Raw genomic sequence first — 19,920 nt, 5'->3', positions numbered from 1 at the left:
CTTTTAACAGATAAACAAAAAATACCGCCTCAAAAAGACTGAATAATTAGGCAGATTGCCTATAATTATTACAAAACATAGGCATTTTAGCCTTTGGTTTCAAAGCGATTAATAATTATATTTGCCACCGTTATTAAAATTTACAATGAGAGAAATCCAATTTAGAGAAGCACTACGCGAAGCCATGAGCGAAGAAATGCGTAAAGATGACCGCGTTTTTTTATTAGGTGAAGAAGTAGCAGAATATAACGGTGCGTACAAAGTAAGTCAGGGTATGCTTGACGAATTTGGTGCGAAACGCATTATCGATACCCCGATTGCCGAACTAGGTTTCGCAGGTATTGCAACTGGTGCAGCAACAGCAGGCCTTATTCCAATTGTGGAATTTATGACTTTTAACTTCTCATTAGTAGCTATCGATCAGATTATCAACGGTGCTGCTAAAATTTTATCAATGAGCGGTGGTCAGTTCTCATGCCCTATGGTTTTTCGTGGCCCAACAGGTAACGCAGGTCAATTAGGTGCACAACACTCTCAAAACTTCGAAAACTGGTTTGCAAATACACCAGGATTAAAAGTGGTAGTTCCAGCTACTCCTTACGATGCAAAAGGATTATTAAAGCAATCAATTATAGATCAGGATCCGGTTATTTTCATGGAATCTGAAGTAATGTACGGCGATAAAGGCGATGTTCCTGCAGAAGAGTACTATATCGAATTAGGAAAAGCAAATGTAACCAAACAAGGTACCGATGTAACCATCGTAACCTTCGGTAAAATGTTAACTCGCGTTGTAAACCCGGCGGTAGAAGAATTAACTAAAGAAGGAATCAACGTTGAAGTGATCGATTTGCGTACTGTACGTCCTATCGATTATGATACCATTATCGCTTCTGTTAAGAAAACAAACCGTTTGGTTGTTGTAGAAGAGGCATGGCCTTTGGCATCTCTTTCTGGAGAGATTGCTTTCATGGTACAAAAACATGCATTCGATTATTTAGATGCACCGGTTTTACGTATCACCTGTGCCGACGTTCCACTTCCATACTCACCAACTTTAATCGCAGCAAGCTTACCAAATGCTGAACGTGTGGTTAAAGCGGTAAAAGAAGTAATGTACGTTAAAAAATAAAATTGTCAGTCTGAGCATAGTCGAAGACCAAAACATATAAATCCTCCAAAGCAATTTGGGGGATTTTTTTATTTCCCCTTTTCCGTGTCCTCTGCGTTTCCCTGGCAAATATTCGAAAATTTATGTTCAGTAATCCTTCGGTTTCATCAGCCCCGCCATTCATTGCAATCTTTTTGGCCGGTTAGCTACTCCATTTATCGTCATTGCGAGGGGGAACGGCGAAGCAATATTTCCTGTAGGGCATACCAAAAAGTATTTCCATTTCTGTCAGGTTTAGTGAACCATGGCCTGTATAAGAAACTCAATTCAGTTTCCTGCTCAAAGCAAAAAAAATACGTGATAATTTTTATATTCGTTGCACAAAGAAACTCCTTCCATGTCCGAATACATAGCCGATCAAACCTTCGAAAAAGCCGATTTTACCTTACGGGCACTGCCAAAAGCAGAATACGAAAACTGTAAATTCATCAATTGTGATTTCTCCAGTTCAGATTTAAGCGGCGTTAAGCTTTTAGACTGCGAATTTATCTCCTGTAACTTAAGTCTGGCAAGCCTTACCAAAACCTCATTTATTGATGTAAACTTTCAAGACTGTAAAATGCTCGGATTAAGGTTCGAAAACTGCAATGATTTTGGGCTGGCATTCTCTTTCGGTAATTGTAAACTAGACCATTCCTCTTTTTACAAACTGAAGCTTAAGAAAACGAACTTCAAAAATTCACAATTGCACGAGGTAGATTTTTCCGAATGCGACTTAACCAGCGCAGTACTCGATAACAGCGATTTATTAAACGCAACTTTTGATAGGACCATTATCGAAAAAGCAGATTTTAGGACCGCATACAACTATTCTATCGATCCGGATAACAATAGGATTAAAAAAGCAAGATTCTCAAAATCGGGCATCGCAGGCCTTTTACAGAAATACGATATTCAGATCAGCGAATAGGTTTTTAAGAAATTTTGTAAATTCAGCTTACAAAACCACCGACCATGGAACAGCCCAAACCAGAAAACATTGATCAATACATTGCTAATTTCCCAATAGAAACGCAAAAGCTATTACAGCAAATCCGTGAAACTATACACAAAGCCGTACCAGAAGCCAAGGAAGTAATCAGTTATGGGATGCCCGCCTTTAAACAAAACACGGTGCTGGTTTATTTTGCGGGTTATGCCAAACACATTGGCTTTTATCCAACCGGTTCAGGAATTGAAGCATTTAAAGAAGAATTTACCCAGTATAAATGGAGTAAAGGAGCAGTACAGTTTCCTTTAGACAAACCTTTACCGCTAGATCTGATTACCAGAATCACCAAGTTTAAAGGAGAAAGAGATTTAGAGAAAGTTAAAAAGAAAAAATCATAATATTCCCGGCTTCCTATCTGGGAAAAATAGAGGCATAATTATGGAAAACAGTTCAAAAAAGCATCCGTTTAGTAAAACCTTACTAAACCGACGCCAAACAGATGAAAAAAATACTTTTACTCCTAGTCCTCTTTACCTCTACAAAATCATTTTGCCAGAAAACAACAGTTGTAGAAATTGAAACACTTTCGAAACCAGCAAAACTTATTCCTGTTGTTCCTACTAATGAAATTCTTAAAGTGCTGAGGGCAGATGTAGAAAGAAATGTTGAAAATCTACCCGACAGTTTGGTTTATTATGGTGAGCACCCTTTCCTAACGGGCATTTTAAATTCATATATAGATCACAGGCCATTTGTGATCTCTCCCGATATTTTCTGGTTATTGATCAGCCAGGGTTTTGCCCGGCATATCACTCAAAATGCAGAAGAGCTCAGGTCGCAGATGGTAAACTTTGAAGGAAGGAAGACTTTAACCGTTGTTTCAGATAAAATCTGGTTTGGTGATCCCAAATCCGATTGGGCTTCAATTTTTCCTCAGTTTAATGAACAGATCAACGATTATACCGGCAAAAAATTGGTCGGCATTTTAACTTCCGATTTTACCACCACCACCCCCACCTCCAAGATTGTAAGCCAGGTTACGATTATGGAAGCTGTAAAATCTTATTTCGAATTTAAGGTGATTATGATTGGTTGTGGAATTCCGAAAATCACCATAGAAGGCACAACCCAGGATTGGAAAAAATTACTGGAAAAGACCAAATACCTTGCCCGGTACAAACTAGATTGGTGGACAAATGAGCTCATCCCGATTATCGAAGAAATCATAGCGGCTAAAAAAGGAAAAGTAAATAAAGATTTCTGGATGAATATGGTAAAATACCATACCGAAAAGAAATATGGAACGGTAAATACAATCGACGGCTGGATTGTAAAGTTCTTTCCTTATACCAAAGAAGGAAACAAAACAGGTTTAAAACCAATTACCAGCGTAAACAATCTGGCTTCGGAAATTGTAAAAGTTCCTTTTATTCTGGAAGACGCAGTACTCCACACAAAGCACAATATGGAAATCTGGGCAGGATTTATAGGCTTGTCCCAAAACAATAAAGATTTCACTATGAAACCGGAAATGAGCTGGGCTATCGTAAATAAAGACAGTGCACCATCTGAAACGTCTGTTTTCGGCAACAAAACCAGCGCTGATGATCTTTCAATGAGTAATATTAACGAAATCCCAAAAGAGCTGTATGCATTAAAAAGCATAGGTACACTAAGGATCAAATTCACTAAAAATATTGCTATTCCTGACGAACTGGGTAAAATTCAAATTAGAAGATTAGAACTTACCGGGGAGATTACAGAGGCTGAAAAGCAAAGACTTGTAAAACTTTTTCCCAACAACTGGCTGATCATAAATGGCAAATCAGTCGATCGTTGATAAATATATCTACCATTTTTTTAAAACTTACTCACAAATTTCGGTGGAAAACTTCATTCTAAAAATCATTAAATCCCGCAAATCCTGATTAGCTTTGCTTCCTTTAATTTTTACCTTTAGGATATGTTAACCCACCATAAAATAATTGCAGCCGAATTAAAAGTTGCAGAAAAACAAGTAACGGCAACCATAAATCTGTTAGATGAAGGTGCAACTGTACCTTTTATTTCACGTTACCGTAAAGAGGCCACAGGCAGTTTAGATGAGGTTGAAGTGGCTGCAATCCGTGATCGGGTTTTGCAATTACGCGATTTAGACAAGCGCCGGGAAGCGATTTTGAAATCGATGACCGAGCTTGGCAAGTTAACCCCCGAACTGGAAAAAAAGATCAACGAAGCTGAAACCATTTCGCTTTTAGAAGACATTTACCTGCCGTTTAAACCTAAGCGTAAAACACGTGCATCAGTTGCAAAAGAAAAAGGATTAGAACCTTTGGCCTTGCAGATATTTGAGCAAAATGCTTTTGATTTAGCGGCATCAGCTGATAAATTTATCGATGCTGAGAAAGGTGTAAACTCATTCGACGAAGCTTTAGCAGGTGCAAGGGATATCATTGCCGAAATGATTTCTGAAAATGTAGAGGCGCGGACCAAAATGCGTACTTATTTTCAGGAAAAAGCTGTTTTTAAATCAGAGGTGATCAAGGGAAAAGAAGAAGAAGGCATTAAATATAAAGATTACTTCGAATGGAGTGAACCGGTTAAAACAGCTGCATCACACCGTGTTCTGGCTATGCGCCGTGGTGAGAAGGAACTGATTTTGAGATTAGACGCCCTTCCGCCAGCGGAAGATGCCATTGCTATTTTAGAGAACCAGTTTATTTTAGGCAATAATGCAGCTTCAAAGCAGGTTCAACAGGCTTTAGAAGATGGCTATAAACGTTTGCTGGAACCGGCCATGGAAACCGAACTTCGTGTATTTACCAAACAGAAAGCGGATGAAGAAGCCATTCGGGTTTTTGCCGAAAATGCGCGTCAATTGTTATTGGCAGCTCCAATGGGACAAAAAAATGTACTGGCTATCGATCCAGGTTTCCGTACCGGTTGTAAAGTGGTTTGTTTAGATAAACAAGGTCAACTGTTAGAGAATACAGCCATTTATCCGCATACCGGACAAGGTAATGTGAAAAATGCCGAATTTACTATCCAACAGCTTTGTGAAAAACATAATGTTGAAGCTATTGCCATTGGTAACGGTACCGCAGGAAGAGAAACTGAAGCGTTTGTTCGTGCGTTAAATTTACCGCATATCACCATTGTGATGGTTAATGAAAGCGGCGCTTCGATTTATTCGGCTTCGGAAGTGGCCAGAGAAGAGTTCCCTACACAGGATATTACCGTACGGGGAGCGGTTTCAATCGGTCGCCGTTTAATGGATCCATTGGCCGAATTGGTAAAAATAGATCCAAAATCTATCGGTGTTGGTCAATACCAACACGATGTTGATCAGAATAAATTACAGGCAAGTTTGGACGATACGGTAATCAGTGCGGTAAATGCTGTTGGTGTAGAATTAAACACGGCCTCAAAGCAGATCTTAGCCTATGTTTCTGGCTTGGGCCCAACTTTAGCACAAAATATTGTAGACTATAGAAATACGCATGGTGCTTTTAAAAACCGTGAAAGTTTGAAAAAAGTACCTCGTTTGGGCGATAAAGCCTACGAGCAGGCAGCAGGCTTCCTGCGCATCCGCAATGCAGAAAATGTTTTGGATACCAGTGGTGTACACCCTGAGCGTTATGCCGTAGTAGATAAAATGGCGAAAGATCTTGGCACTACCGTTTCCGCTTTAATGAAAGATACGCAACTGCAAAAACAGATTAAACCTCAGCAATATGTAACCGAAGAAATTGGCTTACCAACATTAACGGATATTTTAAAAGAACTTGCAAAACCCGGCCGCGATCCACGTGAACAGTTTGAAGCTTTTAGCTTTACCGATGGCGTGAATGAGGTTTCAGATTTAAGAGTGGGCATGAAGCTCCCTGGAATTGTAACCAACATCACTAATTTCGGCGCCTTTGTTGATATCGGCGTACACCAGGATGGTTTGGTTCACACTAGTCAGCTGGCTAACCGCTTTGTGGCTAACCCAAATGATGTGGTTAAAGTACACCAAAAGGTAGAAGTTACGGTAATGGAAGTTGATGCAGCACGCAAAAGAATTTCACTATCGATGAAAACTGAAACCAGTCCGAAGTCAGAAGTCCGTAATCGGGAATCTAAGGAGCATAAACCGAAACAAGATTTTAAACAGAATAATAGTAAATCCAATTTCAAGCCACGTAATGAGCCCAAAGACGCTGATGGCGATCTGCAGGAAAAATTAGCAAAGCTGAAAGGGATGTTTAAATAATTTCCATCGATTGTCATACTGAGCCTGTCGAAGTATTTAAGGAGTCTTCGACAGGCTCAGACTGACATGTATAAATTACTGTTTCTCAAACTCCAACCTTTTCTTCGGTAAGCTTTCAGGATAATTTCTTTGAATAAACGAGATCATAGCTTCCCTTACATAGCAGCGTAAATCGAAAGCCCTTGAAGAATTAGAAGCACTCATCAGAAATCGGACTTCGATGGTGCCATCTTTTGTACTATCGGTAACCTGCACCACGTTTACTCGCTTGTCCCAGAGCGGGTTAGCATTCAATAGCCTGGATAATTCTTGTCGCATCGGTTCAATAGGGATCGTATAATCCAGGTATAAAAAAACAGTTCCAAGTAGATCGGCGGAAACACGGGTCCAGTTTTGAAAAGGCTTTTCGATGAAATAAGTAATTGGTAAGATTAACCGCCGTTGATCCCAGATATTAACCACCACATAGGTTAAAGTAATCTCCTCTACCTTACCCCATTCGCCTTCCACAATCAAAACATCATCAATCCTGATCGGTTGGGTAAAGGCAATCTGAAAACCTGCCAATAAATTCCCGAGCGACTTCTGTGCTGCAAAGCCTATAATAATTCCGCCGATACCTACCCCGGTAAGCAGCCCAGCTCCAATTTTGCGCATACTTTCAAAACTCAATAAAATAATAGCAGCAGTAATTAAAATAATAAGCGAAACAATAAACTTTCGAACAAACTGCAACTGCGTTCTGATTTTACGTTCTTTTAGGTTATTTTCTTTGTTTAGATCATATTTCAGGTAGAAATAATCTTCCAAAACGTTAATTGTCCTCACCAAAATAAGCGCAAAAGTAATCGTCAGGGCAATTTCTAATATCTTGGTTATTGGGAGACGATATGTTGGCGTCATCTCCATCAGCGTTAACGAGAAGTTAAGGAACAATAAGGGGATAAAAATAGCTACAGGTCTCCTCAAATGCTTTACTGTCGATTTTATAATGATAAAATCCCACCAACGCGAAAGCAGGATGAAAGTTTTGTGAATGATAAACTTGATGAAAATACCAAGAGATACCGCTATTAATCCAATAATGAGATTCTTAAAAAACAAAGGAATTGGATAACCGAAAATCTGGTCGATATACTGCATAAACGAAATTTATGGTTAATAAATACGGCGATCAGCCAATGGATATTCTTATAACAGCTATATTTTTGGATTGTTTGCCAACAGAAAACTAAGAGCCGCAAATAAATTATTTACATTAGCATTTTGTAGATCTTCAAAAAAGAAAAGATGGATTTTTTCGATGCCAAAAGTATATTTTTCACGGTTCTTGAATATAAAATGAGCTATCTGGAATTCTTCGCGGTGATTACGGGGATTATTTCAGTTATTCTTTCAGCAAAAGCCAGCGTTTGGAGCTGGCCCGCTGGCATTGTTAATGTATTTTTATCAGCCTTTTTATATTACCAAAACCAGCTTTACCCCGATATGTTTTTGATGGCTTTCTTTTTTATAACCAACATTATCGGCTGGTGGCGATGGACAAATCCAAAACCAGAAGAAGAAGACAAAAACAAAGAACTTAAAATTAGTTTTATGCCTGTAAGGCAATTTTTAACCCTACTGACTATAGGTATTGTTGGCACATTGCTGATGGGTACCCTGGCCAGTCAGCTCCACAATTGGCTTCCGCTACTCTTCAACCTGCCAAGTGCTTATCCTTTTATCGATTCATTTATTTTTGTAATGAGTGTAATCACCACTTTTCTAATGATCCAGAAAAGAGTAGAATGTTGGATTATCTGGCTGATTATCGATATTGTAGCCACTTACCTATACTTTTTAAAAGGTATCAAGTTTATGGGGGTAGAATATTTCATCTTCACCATTATTGCTGCTTTTGCATTGTGGCATTGGATAAAAGAATATAGAAGCTATACTAAAACGGCATGAAAAGAGGCTTAGTGATTGGCAAATTTATGCCGATTCATAATGGGCATATTGCATTGATTAACTTCGCTGCTTCACAATGTGATGAGCTGATTGTATCAATGAGTTTTACTCCTGAGGACAAGATTGATCCGGTTTTACGTTTTGAATGGATCAAAGAGATTTTTAAGGATCAAGCCAACATCAAACCAGCCATTATTGCTGATAATTTTGATGATGAAAACCTGTCTGTAAATGAAAGGACAAATATTTGGGCGATCAGGATGCGGGAGGTATATCCAAAAATTGATATTCTTTTTAGCTCCGAGTTTTATGGAGAACCATTTGCCTTCAATTTACAAGCAGAACACATCTTATTTGACGAACCAAGAAAATCCATCCCCGTTTCAGCAACCCTAATCAGAAACCATCCGTTTCAACATTGGGAATTTATTCCAAAAGAAGTCCGGCCATATTTTGTAAAGAAGATTTGCTTCTATGGACCAGAAAGTACTGGGAAATCGACCATGGTCGAAAAAATGGCTATGCATTATCAAACTACCTTCGTTCCGGAAGTTGCGCGCGAATTAATCAGCTCGAACGATATCACAATTCATGATATTATCAAAATCGGGACAGCACAAACTGAAAGGGTAAAAGAAAAAACCAACGTTGCCAATAAGATTGTTTTTTGCGATACCGATCTGATTACCACAAAAATTTATTCGCAATATTACCTGAACGAAGTTCCACAGATCCTAAATGACCTGGAAAACGAAATCTGTTATGATTTATATTTCCTATTAGATATTGGTGTAGAATGGGTAGCTGATCATCTCCGTGATTTTGGAGATAGGCGGCTGGAAATGTTTAATCTGTTTAAGGATGAGCTCGAAAAACGTGGAATAAACTATATTCAGATCAGTGGTAATTATAGAGAGCGGGAAGAAAAGATCAAAAAGATTATTGATTCAATTTTGGTTTAAAGAATCTTTTTTTTTGTATCTTCAATTCAAATCCAAAAATGATATGACAGCTAAACAAGTGCTTCCTATCATCCCTGACAATATTGTAGTTAATAAAATTTACGAGCTAAGAGGTCTTAAAGTGATGCTCGATAGCGATCTGGCGGAGCTTTATGGTGTAGAAACTAAACGCCTCAATGAGCAAGTTGGCAGAAATCCAGATAGATTTCCCGAAGATTTCATGTTTCAACTTACTGATGAGGAATGGTTAAACTTGAAGTCGCAAATTGCGACTTCAAGTTGGGGAGGAAGAAGAAAACTCCCGTTTGTTTTTACCGAACATGGTATACTAATGCTTTCGAGTGTATTAAACAGCAGGCAAGCTATTCAGATGAATATTCAAATTGTAAGGATTTTCTCCCGTATCCGTCAATTTATTGTTGATAATGGCGAGCTCAAACTTGAAATCGAAGAGATTAAAAAGACGCTGAATAATCATGATAAAAACATCGAATTAGTTTTTACCTACTTGGATAGACTCATCGATAAGAAAATTGGACCGAGAAAAAGGATTGGTTATATGCCTGATGATTTATAATAGATTAAATATTTGTGCACTTTACCCATAACCTTTAATAATTTGTACTAGCCCGGATTTTTTAAACGGGATTGCAGCGATATCCTTTTTTGTTTTTTGCTTTGACAAATTAATAGCACCGAGGCGAGAAATTTGTTAAAGCTTAAAAAAAACAAAAAAAGATTTAGCGTAAAGCCCGGCTGAAACCAATCAAAGAATTTCTGGCTTTGCTTTCCACAACCTCAAAAAGATACAGCTTATTAGATGCTGAAATAAATTCAGCATGACGTCCGCCAGATAAAAACCGCAAACTTTTTTCAATCAACTATTTGATAATAAAAGTATTCTATCTATCTTTGCAGTCCCAAATTTAATGGGAATAATAAATTGTTTAATAAATTAAATACAAGCAAGTGAATACGTTAAGTTACAAAACTGTCTCGGCCAATGCGAAAACTGTTAACAAACAGTGGATTGTTGTTGATGCGCAAGGCGAGATTTTGGGGCGCTTGTCATCGAAGATCGCTATGATCATCCGTGGTAAAAACAAGCCTGAGTACACCCCACACGTAGATTGCGGCGATAACGTAATTGTTATCAATGCAGACAAGGTTAAATTGACAGGAAACAAATTCAGCGAAAAGCAATATGTTTCTTATACTGGTTATCCAGGTGGTCAACGTTTTATTTCTCCTAAGGAGTTAATGGCGAAACACCCTCAACGTGTAATCGAGAAAGCGGTACGTGGTATGTTACCGAAAACTAAATTGGGTAAAAAATTATACACCAATCTTTTTGTGTATGCTGGTGAAACTCACCCTCATGCAGCTCAATCTCCAAAAACCATTAAACTTTAAGAAATGTCAGTTACTAACACTTCAGGAAGAAGAAAAACAGCTGTTGCACGTATCTACTTAAAAGATGGTGCTGGCGCAATTACCGTTAACGGTAAAGATCACAAAGTATATTTCCCAACTTTACCTTTGCAATATATCGTAAACCAAAGTTTAGAAGTTTCTGAACTTGTAGGTCGTTATGATATCACTGTAAATGTACAGGGTGGTGGAGTAAAAGGACAAGCAGAAGCTGTTCGTTTAGCTATTGCTAAAGCGATTGTTGAACTAGATGCGGAGAAAAAACCTGCATTACGTGCTAAAGGACTAATGACGCGTGATATGCGTATGGTTGAGCGTAAGAAACCAGGACGTGCTAAAGCTCGTAAGAAATTCCAATTCAGTAAACGTTAATCACAGGAGGCAAAGACAATGGCAAGAACAACTTATCAAGACTTATTGGATGCAGGTGTACACTTTGGTCACCTTACCCGTAAATGGAATCCAAAAATGGCTCCTTACATTTTCATGGAGCGTAATGGAATTCACATTATAGATTTAAATAAAACTTTAACCAAAACTGAAGAAGCTGCGGCTGCGATTAAACAAATCGTAAAATCAGGACGTAAAGTATTATTTGTTTCAACAAAAAAACAAGCAAAAGGAATCGTAGCTGAACAAGCTAAAAAAGTAAACATGCCTTTCGTAACCGAGCGTTGGTTAGGTGGTATGTTAACTAACTTTGCTACTGTTCGCAAGTCAATCAAAAAGATGTCTAACATCGATAAAATGACTAAAGACGGCACTTATTCGATCTTATCTAAAAAAGAGCGTTTAATGATTCAACGTGAGCGTATTAAATTAGAATCACTTTTAGGTGGTATTGCTGATTTAAACCGTTTACCTGCAGCTTTATTCTTAATTGATGTTAAGAAAGAACACATCGCAGTTACTGAAGCGTTAAAATTAAACATCCCTACTTTTGCGATGGTTGATACTAACTCTGATCCTTCTAACATCGATTTCCCTATCCCGGCGAATGATGATGCTACAAAATCAATCTCTTTAATTACTGATGTAATTATCAAAGCTATTGAAGAAGGTTTAGATGAGCGTAAACGCGAAAAAGATGATGAAGCTGAAAAAGAAGCAGTAGCAGCGAAAGTTGCAGCTGATGCACCTGAATCAAAAGAGCCTAGAGCAGCTGGTGAAAAAAGACCAACTACTAAAAAGGTAACTGCTGAAGCAGAAGTTGAAGCTCCTTCATCAGAAGAAACTAAAACAGAAGAATAGTAATATTTTTTAATTGCAGGTTACTGGTTTCAGGTTTTAAGTTGACTTAACATGAGTTTAACTTGGCGCTTGTAACTTGTAACCTGTAATTGTTATAACAAGATTGTAAAATTTAAAAAAGGAAATAAAATGTCTACAGTACAAATTACTGCCGCTGATGTAAATAAACTACGCCAACAAACTGGTGCTGGTATGATGGATTGCAAAAAAGCATTATTAGAAGCTAATGGCGATTTCGAAGCTGCTGTTGATTTATTGCGCAAAAAAGGTCAAAAAGTATCTGCCGCTCGTTCTGGCAATGCTACATCTGAAGGCCTAGTATCAATCAATGTTTCAGCGGATGGCACAAATGGTAAATTAGTTGCTTTAGCTTGTGAAACTGAGCCAGTTTCTAAAGTTGAGGATTTCCGTAACCTGGCTCAAGCCGTTTTAGCTGCTGCAGTTGCCAACAATCCTGCTACGACTGAAGAATTATCAGCGATTACTTTGGAAGATGGACGTACAGTTGCCGAAACCATAACTGAACTAACCGGTAAAATCGGAGAGAAAATCGTTATTCAAGAGTACGCAAATATATCTGGCGAGAAAATCGTTTCTTATATCCACTCTAATGGTAAAATGGGTGTTTTAGTGGTATTTGAAGGCGCTAATGGTGCAGATATTACTGAAGCTGGTAAAGATGTTGCTATGCAAATTGCTGCAATGAACCCAGTTGCTGTTGATAAAGACGGTGTTGACCCTGCTACTATCGAACGTGAAATCGAGATTGCTAAAGACGTTATCCGTCAAGAAGGCAAACCAGAAGAAATGGTTGAGAAAATTGCTGCTGGTAAATTGAATAAATTCTACAAAGACAGTACTTTATTAAACCAGGAGTTTGTTAAAGATAGTTCTATCGATGTGCGTAAATATTTAGATAACACTTCTAAAGGTTTAACAGTATCTGCTTTCAAACGTGTACAATTAGGTGCATAAGCATTTATAAATAATATAAAAAAAGTCCTGATGAAAATCAGGACTTTTTTTATGCCTTATATTCCAATAATTTCCGGCATTTCGACTGAAACGCAGTGAAATGGAGAGATCTATCAAGATAGATTTAGCTTCGCTGAGCACTTCGTGGTTCTCGACTAATTGCACTCCGCTCGAAATGACGACCTACTTAGGTGTCTACTTTCTAAGTGCAGTATAAGCGCCCACTTCCTTACCAGAATCATCGAGCATGCTCGCCACGAGTTTATTTCTATCTGCTTTTATTTTGGTAATTGTTCTTGTTCCTGTCCTTGGCCCGCCACCAATAATTAAAGGGTAATGGTTTAATGCTTTATCGGGCTGGTGCACCATGTACTTATGGGTATGACCACTTAAAACCAAATCAACTTTACCTTGATTCAACAACGGCTCAAATAGCTCAGTACAATGTTTTGGCCCATGTGCATCGCCCGAAAAGCGTGGTGGAATATGCATCAATACAACTCTAAACGGTGCTTTTTTAAATTCCCTTGAATTTATTTCTGTTTTCAGCCATTCAGCCTGTTGAACTCTATAATCATCAAAATCTACAATACCGGCATATACTGGATGCGCATCTTCTTTATCTTCACCAGTATCTAAAATTACAAAGCGAACAGGCCCCAAGGTAAAAGCTGCATGGCCAATATGCATATAATACTGCGGAAATTCGCGTGCAAATTTACCACGTGTTTCGTGATTGCCCCTTACGTAGATAAAAGGTGTACGCTTTGCAAAATTATCTACACAGGGTTGCAGCATATGTTCGATAATTTGTTTCTCATCGGTTTGATAATCAAATATATCTCCATTAAAGAAAATAAAATCTTGATTTTTCTCCGGAACAAGCCCCAACAAATGAGGGATTGATTCCGGGCGATCGTGCGTATCATTCATCATTAAGAACGAAACCCCGTCTTTCGCTCGGTCTGCATTCACAAATTCTTCAACAGCACTGCTTACCGTTACACCGTAGGTTAATTTGTAAGGCTGGAAATCTTTAATTTCTTTCGAAACAATTTTATAATAATATTTTGTTCCTGGTTTTAAATTTTTGAGCGTTACGGCATTTAACTTGCTATTAGCCTGCATTAAACCCAATTCGGCCTTTCCATATGCTTTTTGGCCAAGCTGATCTGCCTGTTCTCCAAATTCTACCCAGCCTGCAGCATTTTTATTGGTTAACCAAAGAATGGTCATCGAGTTATTGAAATTGGTTTGGAGATAAGGGCCTACTGCAATTTTAAAACCCTCTTCCTCAGCGGATACATCTGCAATCGCCATTGCTGGTGCTGCCAAAGTAGCAGCACCTAAAGTTAGTCCGGCCTTTAAAAAACCTCTTCTATTAGACTGATTTTCATTCATTTGGTTATTTTATCTTATTACCCAAATATATAGCTACAATATTTAACTTTGACCGTGTAAGATTAAATTTACTCAAACGTTTGATATGCCTAAAGTAATTTCCAATACCTCCTATTTTAAGGGCAACGATTTAAAAAAGAGTCAGAACATCATGATTAATGGCGCTCTAATTTCCAATATTAAGGCAAGCGACAACAAAGAAACCAGCCATTCGCTCGTTGTACCAGGTTTTATAGATTTACAGATTTATGGTGCCGGCGACAGGTTATTTTCAGCCGAGCCAAGCAGCGAATCATTAAGCATCATGGAAAATGAGCTGCTTAAAAAAGGCACTACAGGCTTTTTAGCTTGTATGGCAACAAATTCTCCTGAAGTTTTTGATGAATGTATCAAAGCAGCTAAAGAACACCGTATAGCTGCAAAAAATTTCTTGGGGCTACATTTAGAAGGGCCATTTTTAAATCCAAAACGCTTAGGTGCCCATGTTCCGGCCTTTGTACGAAAGGCCTCGTTAGATGAAATTAAGAAATTAATTGATTTTGGTGATGGCGTAATTAAAATGATGACGATAGCGCCGGAAATTCAAGATGATGAAGTGATCCAATACTTACTAGACCATGGTGTCGTGGTTTCTTTAGGGCATAGTAATGCAACCTTCGATGAGGCAATAACTGCTTATAACAAAGGCATCCAGACCACTACACACCTTTTTAATGCCATGAGTCCTATCCATCACCGCGAACCGGGTATCCCAACCGCTGTTTTTAGCCACGACAAAGCTATGGCCAGCATTATTGCCGATGGTCAGCACCTGGATTTCGAAGTAGTTAAGTTTGCCCAAAAACTTTTAAAAGAACGTTTGTTCCTCATCACCGATGCGGTTACTGCTTGTTCAACAGGGCCGTATCAGCATGTTCAAAAAGGCAATAAATATGTTATGCCTGATGGTACACTTTCCGGCTCATCGCTCACGATGTTAGAAGCTGTTAAAAATTGTGTATTACATTGTGACATCAGCTTAAATGATGCGGTTAAAATGGGAACGCGCTACCCTGCCCAATTGATCGGCATCGAAAATCTTACTGCAACGATAGAAACCGGGCATCAGGCAAACTTATTGGTACTTGATGATGACCTGAATTTAAAAGAGGTCATATTTAAAGGCGAAACGATATAATTAATTTAACATGTTCAAAAAAATCCTCGCAGCGATAATATTCTTGTCAGTTTATACCAGTAATTCTTGGGGACAAGAAATAGGTACTGCTTTTACAATAATACCCCTCGGAGTGAAGGGCGGAGATGATGAGAGCAATTTATCCTCTTATATGATTGCTCCAAAAGGTAGCGCAAATTATGTTTGTTTAGATGCAGGCACCATAAATGCCGGTATTCAAAAGGCCATTGAATATAAATCATTAAGAGGAATAAGCGAAGAGATTCAGCGAAAACAGATTAAGGGATATTTGATCTCACATGCCCATTTAGATCATGTAGCAGGTTTGATTATCAACTCTCCGGCCGATACATCCAAAAGCATCTACGGAATACCTTCGGTGCTGAATATTTTGAGGGATAAATACTTTACATGGGATGCCTGGGCCAATTTCGCAAATGAAGGCGAGAAACCACAATTAAAAAAGTACACCTACTCACCTCTTAATGAAGGTGAAACTTATCTGCTTGATGGAACGGAAATGAAAGTAAGGGCTTTTGAACTAAGCCATGGAAAACCATATAAAAGCACTGCTTTTTTGATCAGTCACAATGATAGTTATGTATTGTACCTTGGAGATACCGGCGCAGATGAAATTGAAAAATCGGACAAACTCGCCAGCTTATGGCAAACCATAGCGCCGATTATTAATGCAGGACAGTTAAAAGCAATTTTCCTGGAGGTTTCTTTCCCCAATGAACAGCCTGATAAACAATTATTCGGACACCTTACACCAAAGCTTTTTTATAGTGAATTATCAAAACTCGAAAGTTTAACTGATTCAAAAGCTTTTAAAAAAATATCTTTTATTGTAACACACACTAAACCGCCACAGAAAACTGCCAAAAAAGTAAAAAAGCAACTGATTTCAGAGAAATCGAAAGATTTAACACTGATTTTCCCCGAACAGGGCAAGTACTTAACAATTAATTAATTTAAATAGAACATTAGCAGTATTAAGTGCGTGTATTTTTGTAAAAAAGTGAATAAAACATCATAATTTTAAGAGCCATAGGGCAATAACAGATTATAATTGCTTTATCACTAACAAAAAAACATAAACTAATGAAAAAACTACTACTATTATTCACATTTATGCTTGCAATAACCATTGGTGGTTTTGCTCAGGGGGTTACAACTGCATCATTTATTGGTACAGTTAAAGATCAAAAGGGGGTAATTCCCGGTGCAACAGTTACCGCTGTGCATATTCCTTCAGGTACAAAATACGCAACAATTACCAGGGCCGATGGGCGGTACAACTTACCGAACGTACGTGTAGGTGGGCCATACACCATTAAAATAAGCTATATCGGCTACAACGAACTGGTTAAAGAAAATCTGAGCACAACTATCGGAGAAGATTTAAGGGTTGATGCTTCATTAACCGAAACATCGCAAAACTTAGCCGATGTTGTAGTAAAGGGAACGCAGGATAAAGTGATCAACTCATCCAGAACGGGGGCAAGGGAAACCATAACCCGGCAGCAGATTGATAATTTGCCAACGATTAGCCGTTCATTATCCGATTTTACCAAACTAACCCCATCAGCCAATTCTACTACTGTTGGCGGTTTAAGTTTTGGTGGCAGAAGCGGTTCTTATAACAACCTAACTGTGGATGGAGCCCTGTTTAACAACTCGTTCGGACTATCTGGTAGTTTAGGTGGACAGGCGAACTCTCAGCCGATATCACTAGATGCGATTGAACAAATTCAGGTAGATATTGCACCCTACGATGTTCGTCAGGGATCTTTTACCGGTGCGGGCATCAATACCATTGTAAAATCGGGAACAAATAACTTTAAGGGTTCGGCCTATTACTATACGAGAGGGACCGATTTAACAGGCTACTCAGCGGGGGTTACAAAAATACCAGTTGTAGACTTCAAGTATAATCAACGTGGTTTAAATATTGGTGGGCCGATCATTAAAGACAAATTATTTTTCTTTGTTTCGGGCGAACAAGAGCGGATCAGCACGCCTGCTACCTCCTTTGTAGCTTCAAGACCAGCTTTATCAGGAGCCAATGTTTCCGCAGCAGATGCGGCAACCTTAGATAAGCTATCGAACTATTTAATGAGCAAGTACAATTATGCCACAGGTCCATACGAGAATTATCCATACGAGACGAAAAGTGATAAAATAACCGCGAAGATAGATTGGAACATCAATGCTAACAATACTTTAAGTGCGAAATATTTCTACTTAAAATCGAACAGACAGGTGGTAGCCAGCGGTTCGGGTATTCCGGCGGGCTTAAATGGTAGCCGTTCGCCTTCTTCAACCTCTATGCCTTACTTTGGATCGAGTTACACCATAAACAATAACTTTAACATTGGTATCGTAGAGTTAAACACCAGGATTGGGAACAGCATGTCGAACAAATTAACGCTTGGTTATTCTGCCTTGAGAGATTTTCGGGCTTCAAATGGCGCTGAACTACCAATGGTTGATATTGGTAACGGAAACGGAGGCATTTTAACGAGTTTCGGCTACGAAGTTTTTACAGCAAACAACTTATTAAACTCCGACATTTATCAGTTTTCTGATGATTTCTCGATCTATGCTGGTAAACACGAAATCACCATTGGGACTAGTAACCAGTTGAATAAATTTTTAAATGGTTTTGCACCAAACTATAATGGTCTGTATTATTTCAAAACTGCCGACGATTTTATGAACAATGCACCAGCTGTAAGTTATTCTTACCGTAATTCTGCATTGGCGGATGGTGCATTTCCATTCGCAAAAATGTCGTCTTATAACCTGAGTTTATACGCACAGGATAAATATCAGGTAAGCGATAATTTCAAATTAACTTACGGTATACGGGCAGATTATACCTATTTCCCTACCAAGTTAGATCCAAATCCAAATTTGGCGGCACTAACCTTTCAAAACGGTTTGCAGGTAGATATTTCAAAATTCCCAAACAAAAAATTATTGTTCTCTCCACGTGTAGGTTTCAATTATGATATTTTTGGCGATAAAACAACACAGTTGCGAGGCGGTACAGGGATTTTTACTGGTCAGGTGCCTTATGTTTGGATCTCTAACCAGGCCTCTAACACCGGGACACTATTCAGCTCAAGTACTGTTTCAACCGTTGGAGATCCCCGATTGATTTTTAATCCGAATGTAAATGCAAACCGCCCTGCTCCAGGTACAGTTAATGCCAATACTTCGTATGAAGTAGACGCAACTTCTAAAGATTTCAAATACCCTCAAATCTGGAGAACCAACGTTGCTGTTGATCAGAAGTTGCCAATGGGTATCATTGCAACCATAGAGGCCTCATATACCAAAGATATCAATGCTGTAAATTTCTCAAATGCAGCATTGCCTAATAATTCTACAGGTTTGATCACACTTCCAGGTATTGAAGGACAACAACGTTATACCGCAAAATCTACACAAACTGGTACAACTGCGGCAAACCCTTCTATATCGCCGTTTATTTACATGCAGAATACCAAAAAAGGTTATTCGTATTTCATCACGGGCCAACTACAAAAATCTTTTTTAAACGGATTTAATGCAAGTGCGGCCTATACTTATAGTCAATCGCGATCTGTTAATGATGGCGGTTCTACTGCAAGCTCAATTTGGTCGCAAAGAGCCATTGCAGGAGATGCAAACTCGGATGTTTTAGCCAACACCAATTTCATCCAACCAAATAGAGTCATTGCATCATTAAGCTACAAAAGAGAATATTTTAAACATGCAGCAACCACAATCGGTTTAATTTTCGAATCAGCCAATAATGGTGCATTTAGTTATGTTTCATCTGGCGACATTAACAATGATGGTGGAGCAAATGATCTGCTTTACATCCCACAAAACCAAGGCGACATTACTTTGGTTCCCGATTTTGTTGGCGATACCCGCACACCGGCACAGATCTGGAACCAGTTAAACGCCTACATTAGCCAAGATAGTTACCTGAGCAAACACAGAGGTGAATTTGCAAAAAGAAACGGCGCCATCATGTCTTATTTCAAAAGAGCCGATCTTCACATCGCACAGGATTTCTTTGTTGGCCCTAAAGGAAAAAGAAATACACTTCAGTTTACATTAGATATTATTAACCTGGGCAATATGCTAAATAGTGATTGGGGTTTGTATCAAACACCAAATATTCCATTATCTACATACAATACGGCCGTGCTATTGGCATATAAAGGTTTAGATGCTGTATCAGGAAAACCTACTTATTCTTTTCCATATCAAGACAAAGCAAATTTAACTCCATACACTACAACGTATAAAAATATTACCGATCAGATTTCGCGCTGGCAGGCACAGTTTGGTGTCCGTTACATCTTTAACTAACGTTAAACAGATTATTATGGCTCGCCATCTGTAATAAAA

17 protein-coding genes are annotated in these 19,920 nt (G+C 38.5%); 15 read left to right on the top strand and 2 right to left on the bottom strand.

Annotation, left to right across the window (positions count from 1 at the left end; translation table 11 throughout):
- Window positions 1-145: 145 nt before the first annotated feature.
- The 5 genes from AC1DNH_RS05870 (at window position 146) to AC1DNH_RS05850 (ending at window position 6,357) form a co-directional block, all read left to right on the top strand.
- On the top strand, window positions 146-1,132 hold the full coding sequence (locus tag AC1DNH_RS05870; RefSeq protein ID WP_029275017.1) for a pyruvate dehydrogenase complex E1 component subunit beta: 987 nt from the start codon (window positions 146-148) through the stop codon (window positions 1,130-1,132).
- A gap of 376 nt (window positions 1,133-1,508) precedes the next feature.
- Complete coding sequence (locus AC1DNH_RS05865; protein WP_477610340.1) at window positions 1,509-2,081, top strand: pentapeptide repeat-containing protein; 573 nt, start codon at window positions 1,509-1,511, stop codon at window positions 2,079-2,081.
- A gap of 44 nt (window positions 2,082-2,125) precedes the next feature.
- The gene (locus tag AC1DNH_RS05860; RefSeq protein WP_477582336.1) at window positions 2,126-2,500 is read left to right on the top strand and encodes an iron chaperone; all 375 of its coding nucleotides are present in this window, start codon (window positions 2,126-2,128) and stop codon (window positions 2,498-2,500) included.
- Between the two features lie 101 nt (window positions 2,501-2,601).
- Window positions 2,602-3,942, top strand: a complete 1,341-nt coding sequence (locus AC1DNH_RS05855; protein ID WP_477582337.1) for a DUF4419 domain-containing protein — start codon at window positions 2,602-2,604, stop codon at window positions 3,940-3,942.
- Between the two features lie 123 nt (window positions 3,943-4,065).
- Window positions 4,066-6,357, top strand: coding sequence for a Tex family protein (locus tag AC1DNH_RS05850; protein ID WP_477582339.1), 2,292 nt, complete (start codon window positions 4,066-4,068; stop codon window positions 6,355-6,357).
- 75 nt (window positions 6,358-6,432) lie between these two features.
- Here the strand turns inward: AC1DNH_RS05850 and AC1DNH_RS05845 are convergent, their stop codons facing one another.
- Window positions 6,433-7,500 carry a mechanosensitive ion channel family protein gene (locus AC1DNH_RS05845; RefSeq protein ID WP_477582341.1) on the bottom strand — a complete coding sequence of 356 codons (1,068 nt, stop codon included), beginning with the start codon at window positions 7,498-7,500 and terminating at the stop codon, window positions 6,433-6,435.
- A gap of 147 nt (window positions 7,501-7,647) precedes the next feature.
- Between AC1DNH_RS05845 and pnuC the strand changes: the two genes are divergently transcribed.
- The 7 genes from pnuC to tsf all read left to right on the top strand — a co-directional run bounded on the left by pnuC (window position 7,648) and on the right by tsf (window position 12,929).
- Complete coding sequence (gene pnuC / locus AC1DNH_RS05840) at window positions 7,648-8,310, top strand: nicotinamide riboside transporter PnuC (RefSeq protein WP_477582342.1); 663 nt, start codon at window positions 7,648-7,650, stop codon at window positions 8,308-8,310.
- Window positions 8,307-9,272, top strand: a complete 966-nt coding sequence (locus AC1DNH_RS05835; RefSeq protein ID WP_477608930.1) for an AAA family ATPase — start codon at window positions 8,307-8,309, stop codon at window positions 9,270-9,272. Before pnuC ends, AC1DNH_RS05835 begins: the two co-directional genes overlap by 4 nt.
- 43 nt (window positions 9,273-9,315) lie before the next feature.
- Window positions 9,316-9,849 carry an ORF6N domain-containing protein gene (locus AC1DNH_RS05830; protein ID WP_477581569.1) on the top strand — a complete coding sequence of 178 codons (534 nt, stop codon included), beginning with the start codon at window positions 9,316-9,318 and terminating at the stop codon, window positions 9,847-9,849.
- A gap of 392 nt (window positions 9,850-10,241) precedes the next feature.
- Complete coding sequence (gene rplM / locus AC1DNH_RS05825) at window positions 10,242-10,685, top strand: 50S ribosomal protein L13 (protein ID WP_010602007.1); 444 nt, start codon at window positions 10,242-10,244, stop codon at window positions 10,683-10,685.
- Window positions 10,686-10,688: 3 nt separating this feature from the next.
- Window positions 10,689-11,075, top strand: coding sequence for a 30S ribosomal protein S9 (gene rpsI, locus AC1DNH_RS05820; RefSeq protein WP_029279076.1), 387 nt, complete (start codon window positions 10,689-10,691; stop codon window positions 11,073-11,075).
- A gap of 18 nt (window positions 11,076-11,093) precedes the next feature.
- A complete protein-coding gene (gene rpsB / locus AC1DNH_RS05815) occupies window positions 11,094-11,954 on the top strand; it encodes a 30S ribosomal protein S2 (RefSeq protein WP_029279074.1) in 861 nt (286 codons plus the stop codon).
- A gap of 129 nt (window positions 11,955-12,083) precedes the next feature.
- Window positions 12,084-12,929: a translation elongation factor Ts gene (tsf, locus tag AC1DNH_RS05810; RefSeq protein WP_477581572.1), complete on the top strand. Its 846-nt coding sequence runs from the start codon at window positions 12,084-12,086 to the stop codon at window positions 12,927-12,929.
- A gap of 195 nt (window positions 12,930-13,124) precedes the next feature.
- Here tsf and AC1DNH_RS05805 read toward each other — a convergent pair whose 3' ends face one another.
- Complete coding sequence (locus tag AC1DNH_RS05805) at window positions 13,125-14,330, bottom strand: purple acid phosphatase family protein (protein WP_477625257.1); 1,206 nt, start codon at window positions 14,328-14,330, stop codon at window positions 13,125-13,127.
- A gap of 85 nt (window positions 14,331-14,415) precedes the next feature.
- On the opposite strand from AC1DNH_RS05805, the gene nagA reads away from it, so the two are divergent.
- From nagA to AC1DNH_RS05790, 3 genes are all read left to right on the top strand, one after another.
- Window positions 14,416-15,507, top strand: coding sequence for an N-acetylglucosamine-6-phosphate deacetylase (gene nagA, locus AC1DNH_RS05800; RefSeq protein WP_477607644.1), 1,092 nt, complete (start codon window positions 14,416-14,418; stop codon window positions 15,505-15,507).
- A 10-nt stretch (window positions 15,508-15,517) separates the two neighbouring features.
- Complete coding sequence (locus tag AC1DNH_RS05795; RefSeq protein WP_477581577.1) at window positions 15,518-16,480, top strand: MBL fold metallo-hydrolase; 963 nt, start codon at window positions 15,518-15,520, stop codon at window positions 16,478-16,480.
- 131 nt (window positions 16,481-16,611) lie between these two features.
- On the top strand, window positions 16,612-19,881 hold the full coding sequence (locus AC1DNH_RS05790) for a TonB-dependent receptor (protein WP_477581579.1): 3,270 nt from the start codon (window positions 16,612-16,614) through the stop codon (window positions 19,879-19,881).
- Window positions 19,882-19,920: the final 39 nt, after the last annotated feature.

This window comes from Pedobacter sp. 01N310 (genome assembly GCF_056399805.1).
The sequence above is the reverse complement of the archived record's forward strand: the minus strand, read 5'-3'. Positions and strand labels throughout refer to the sequence as shown.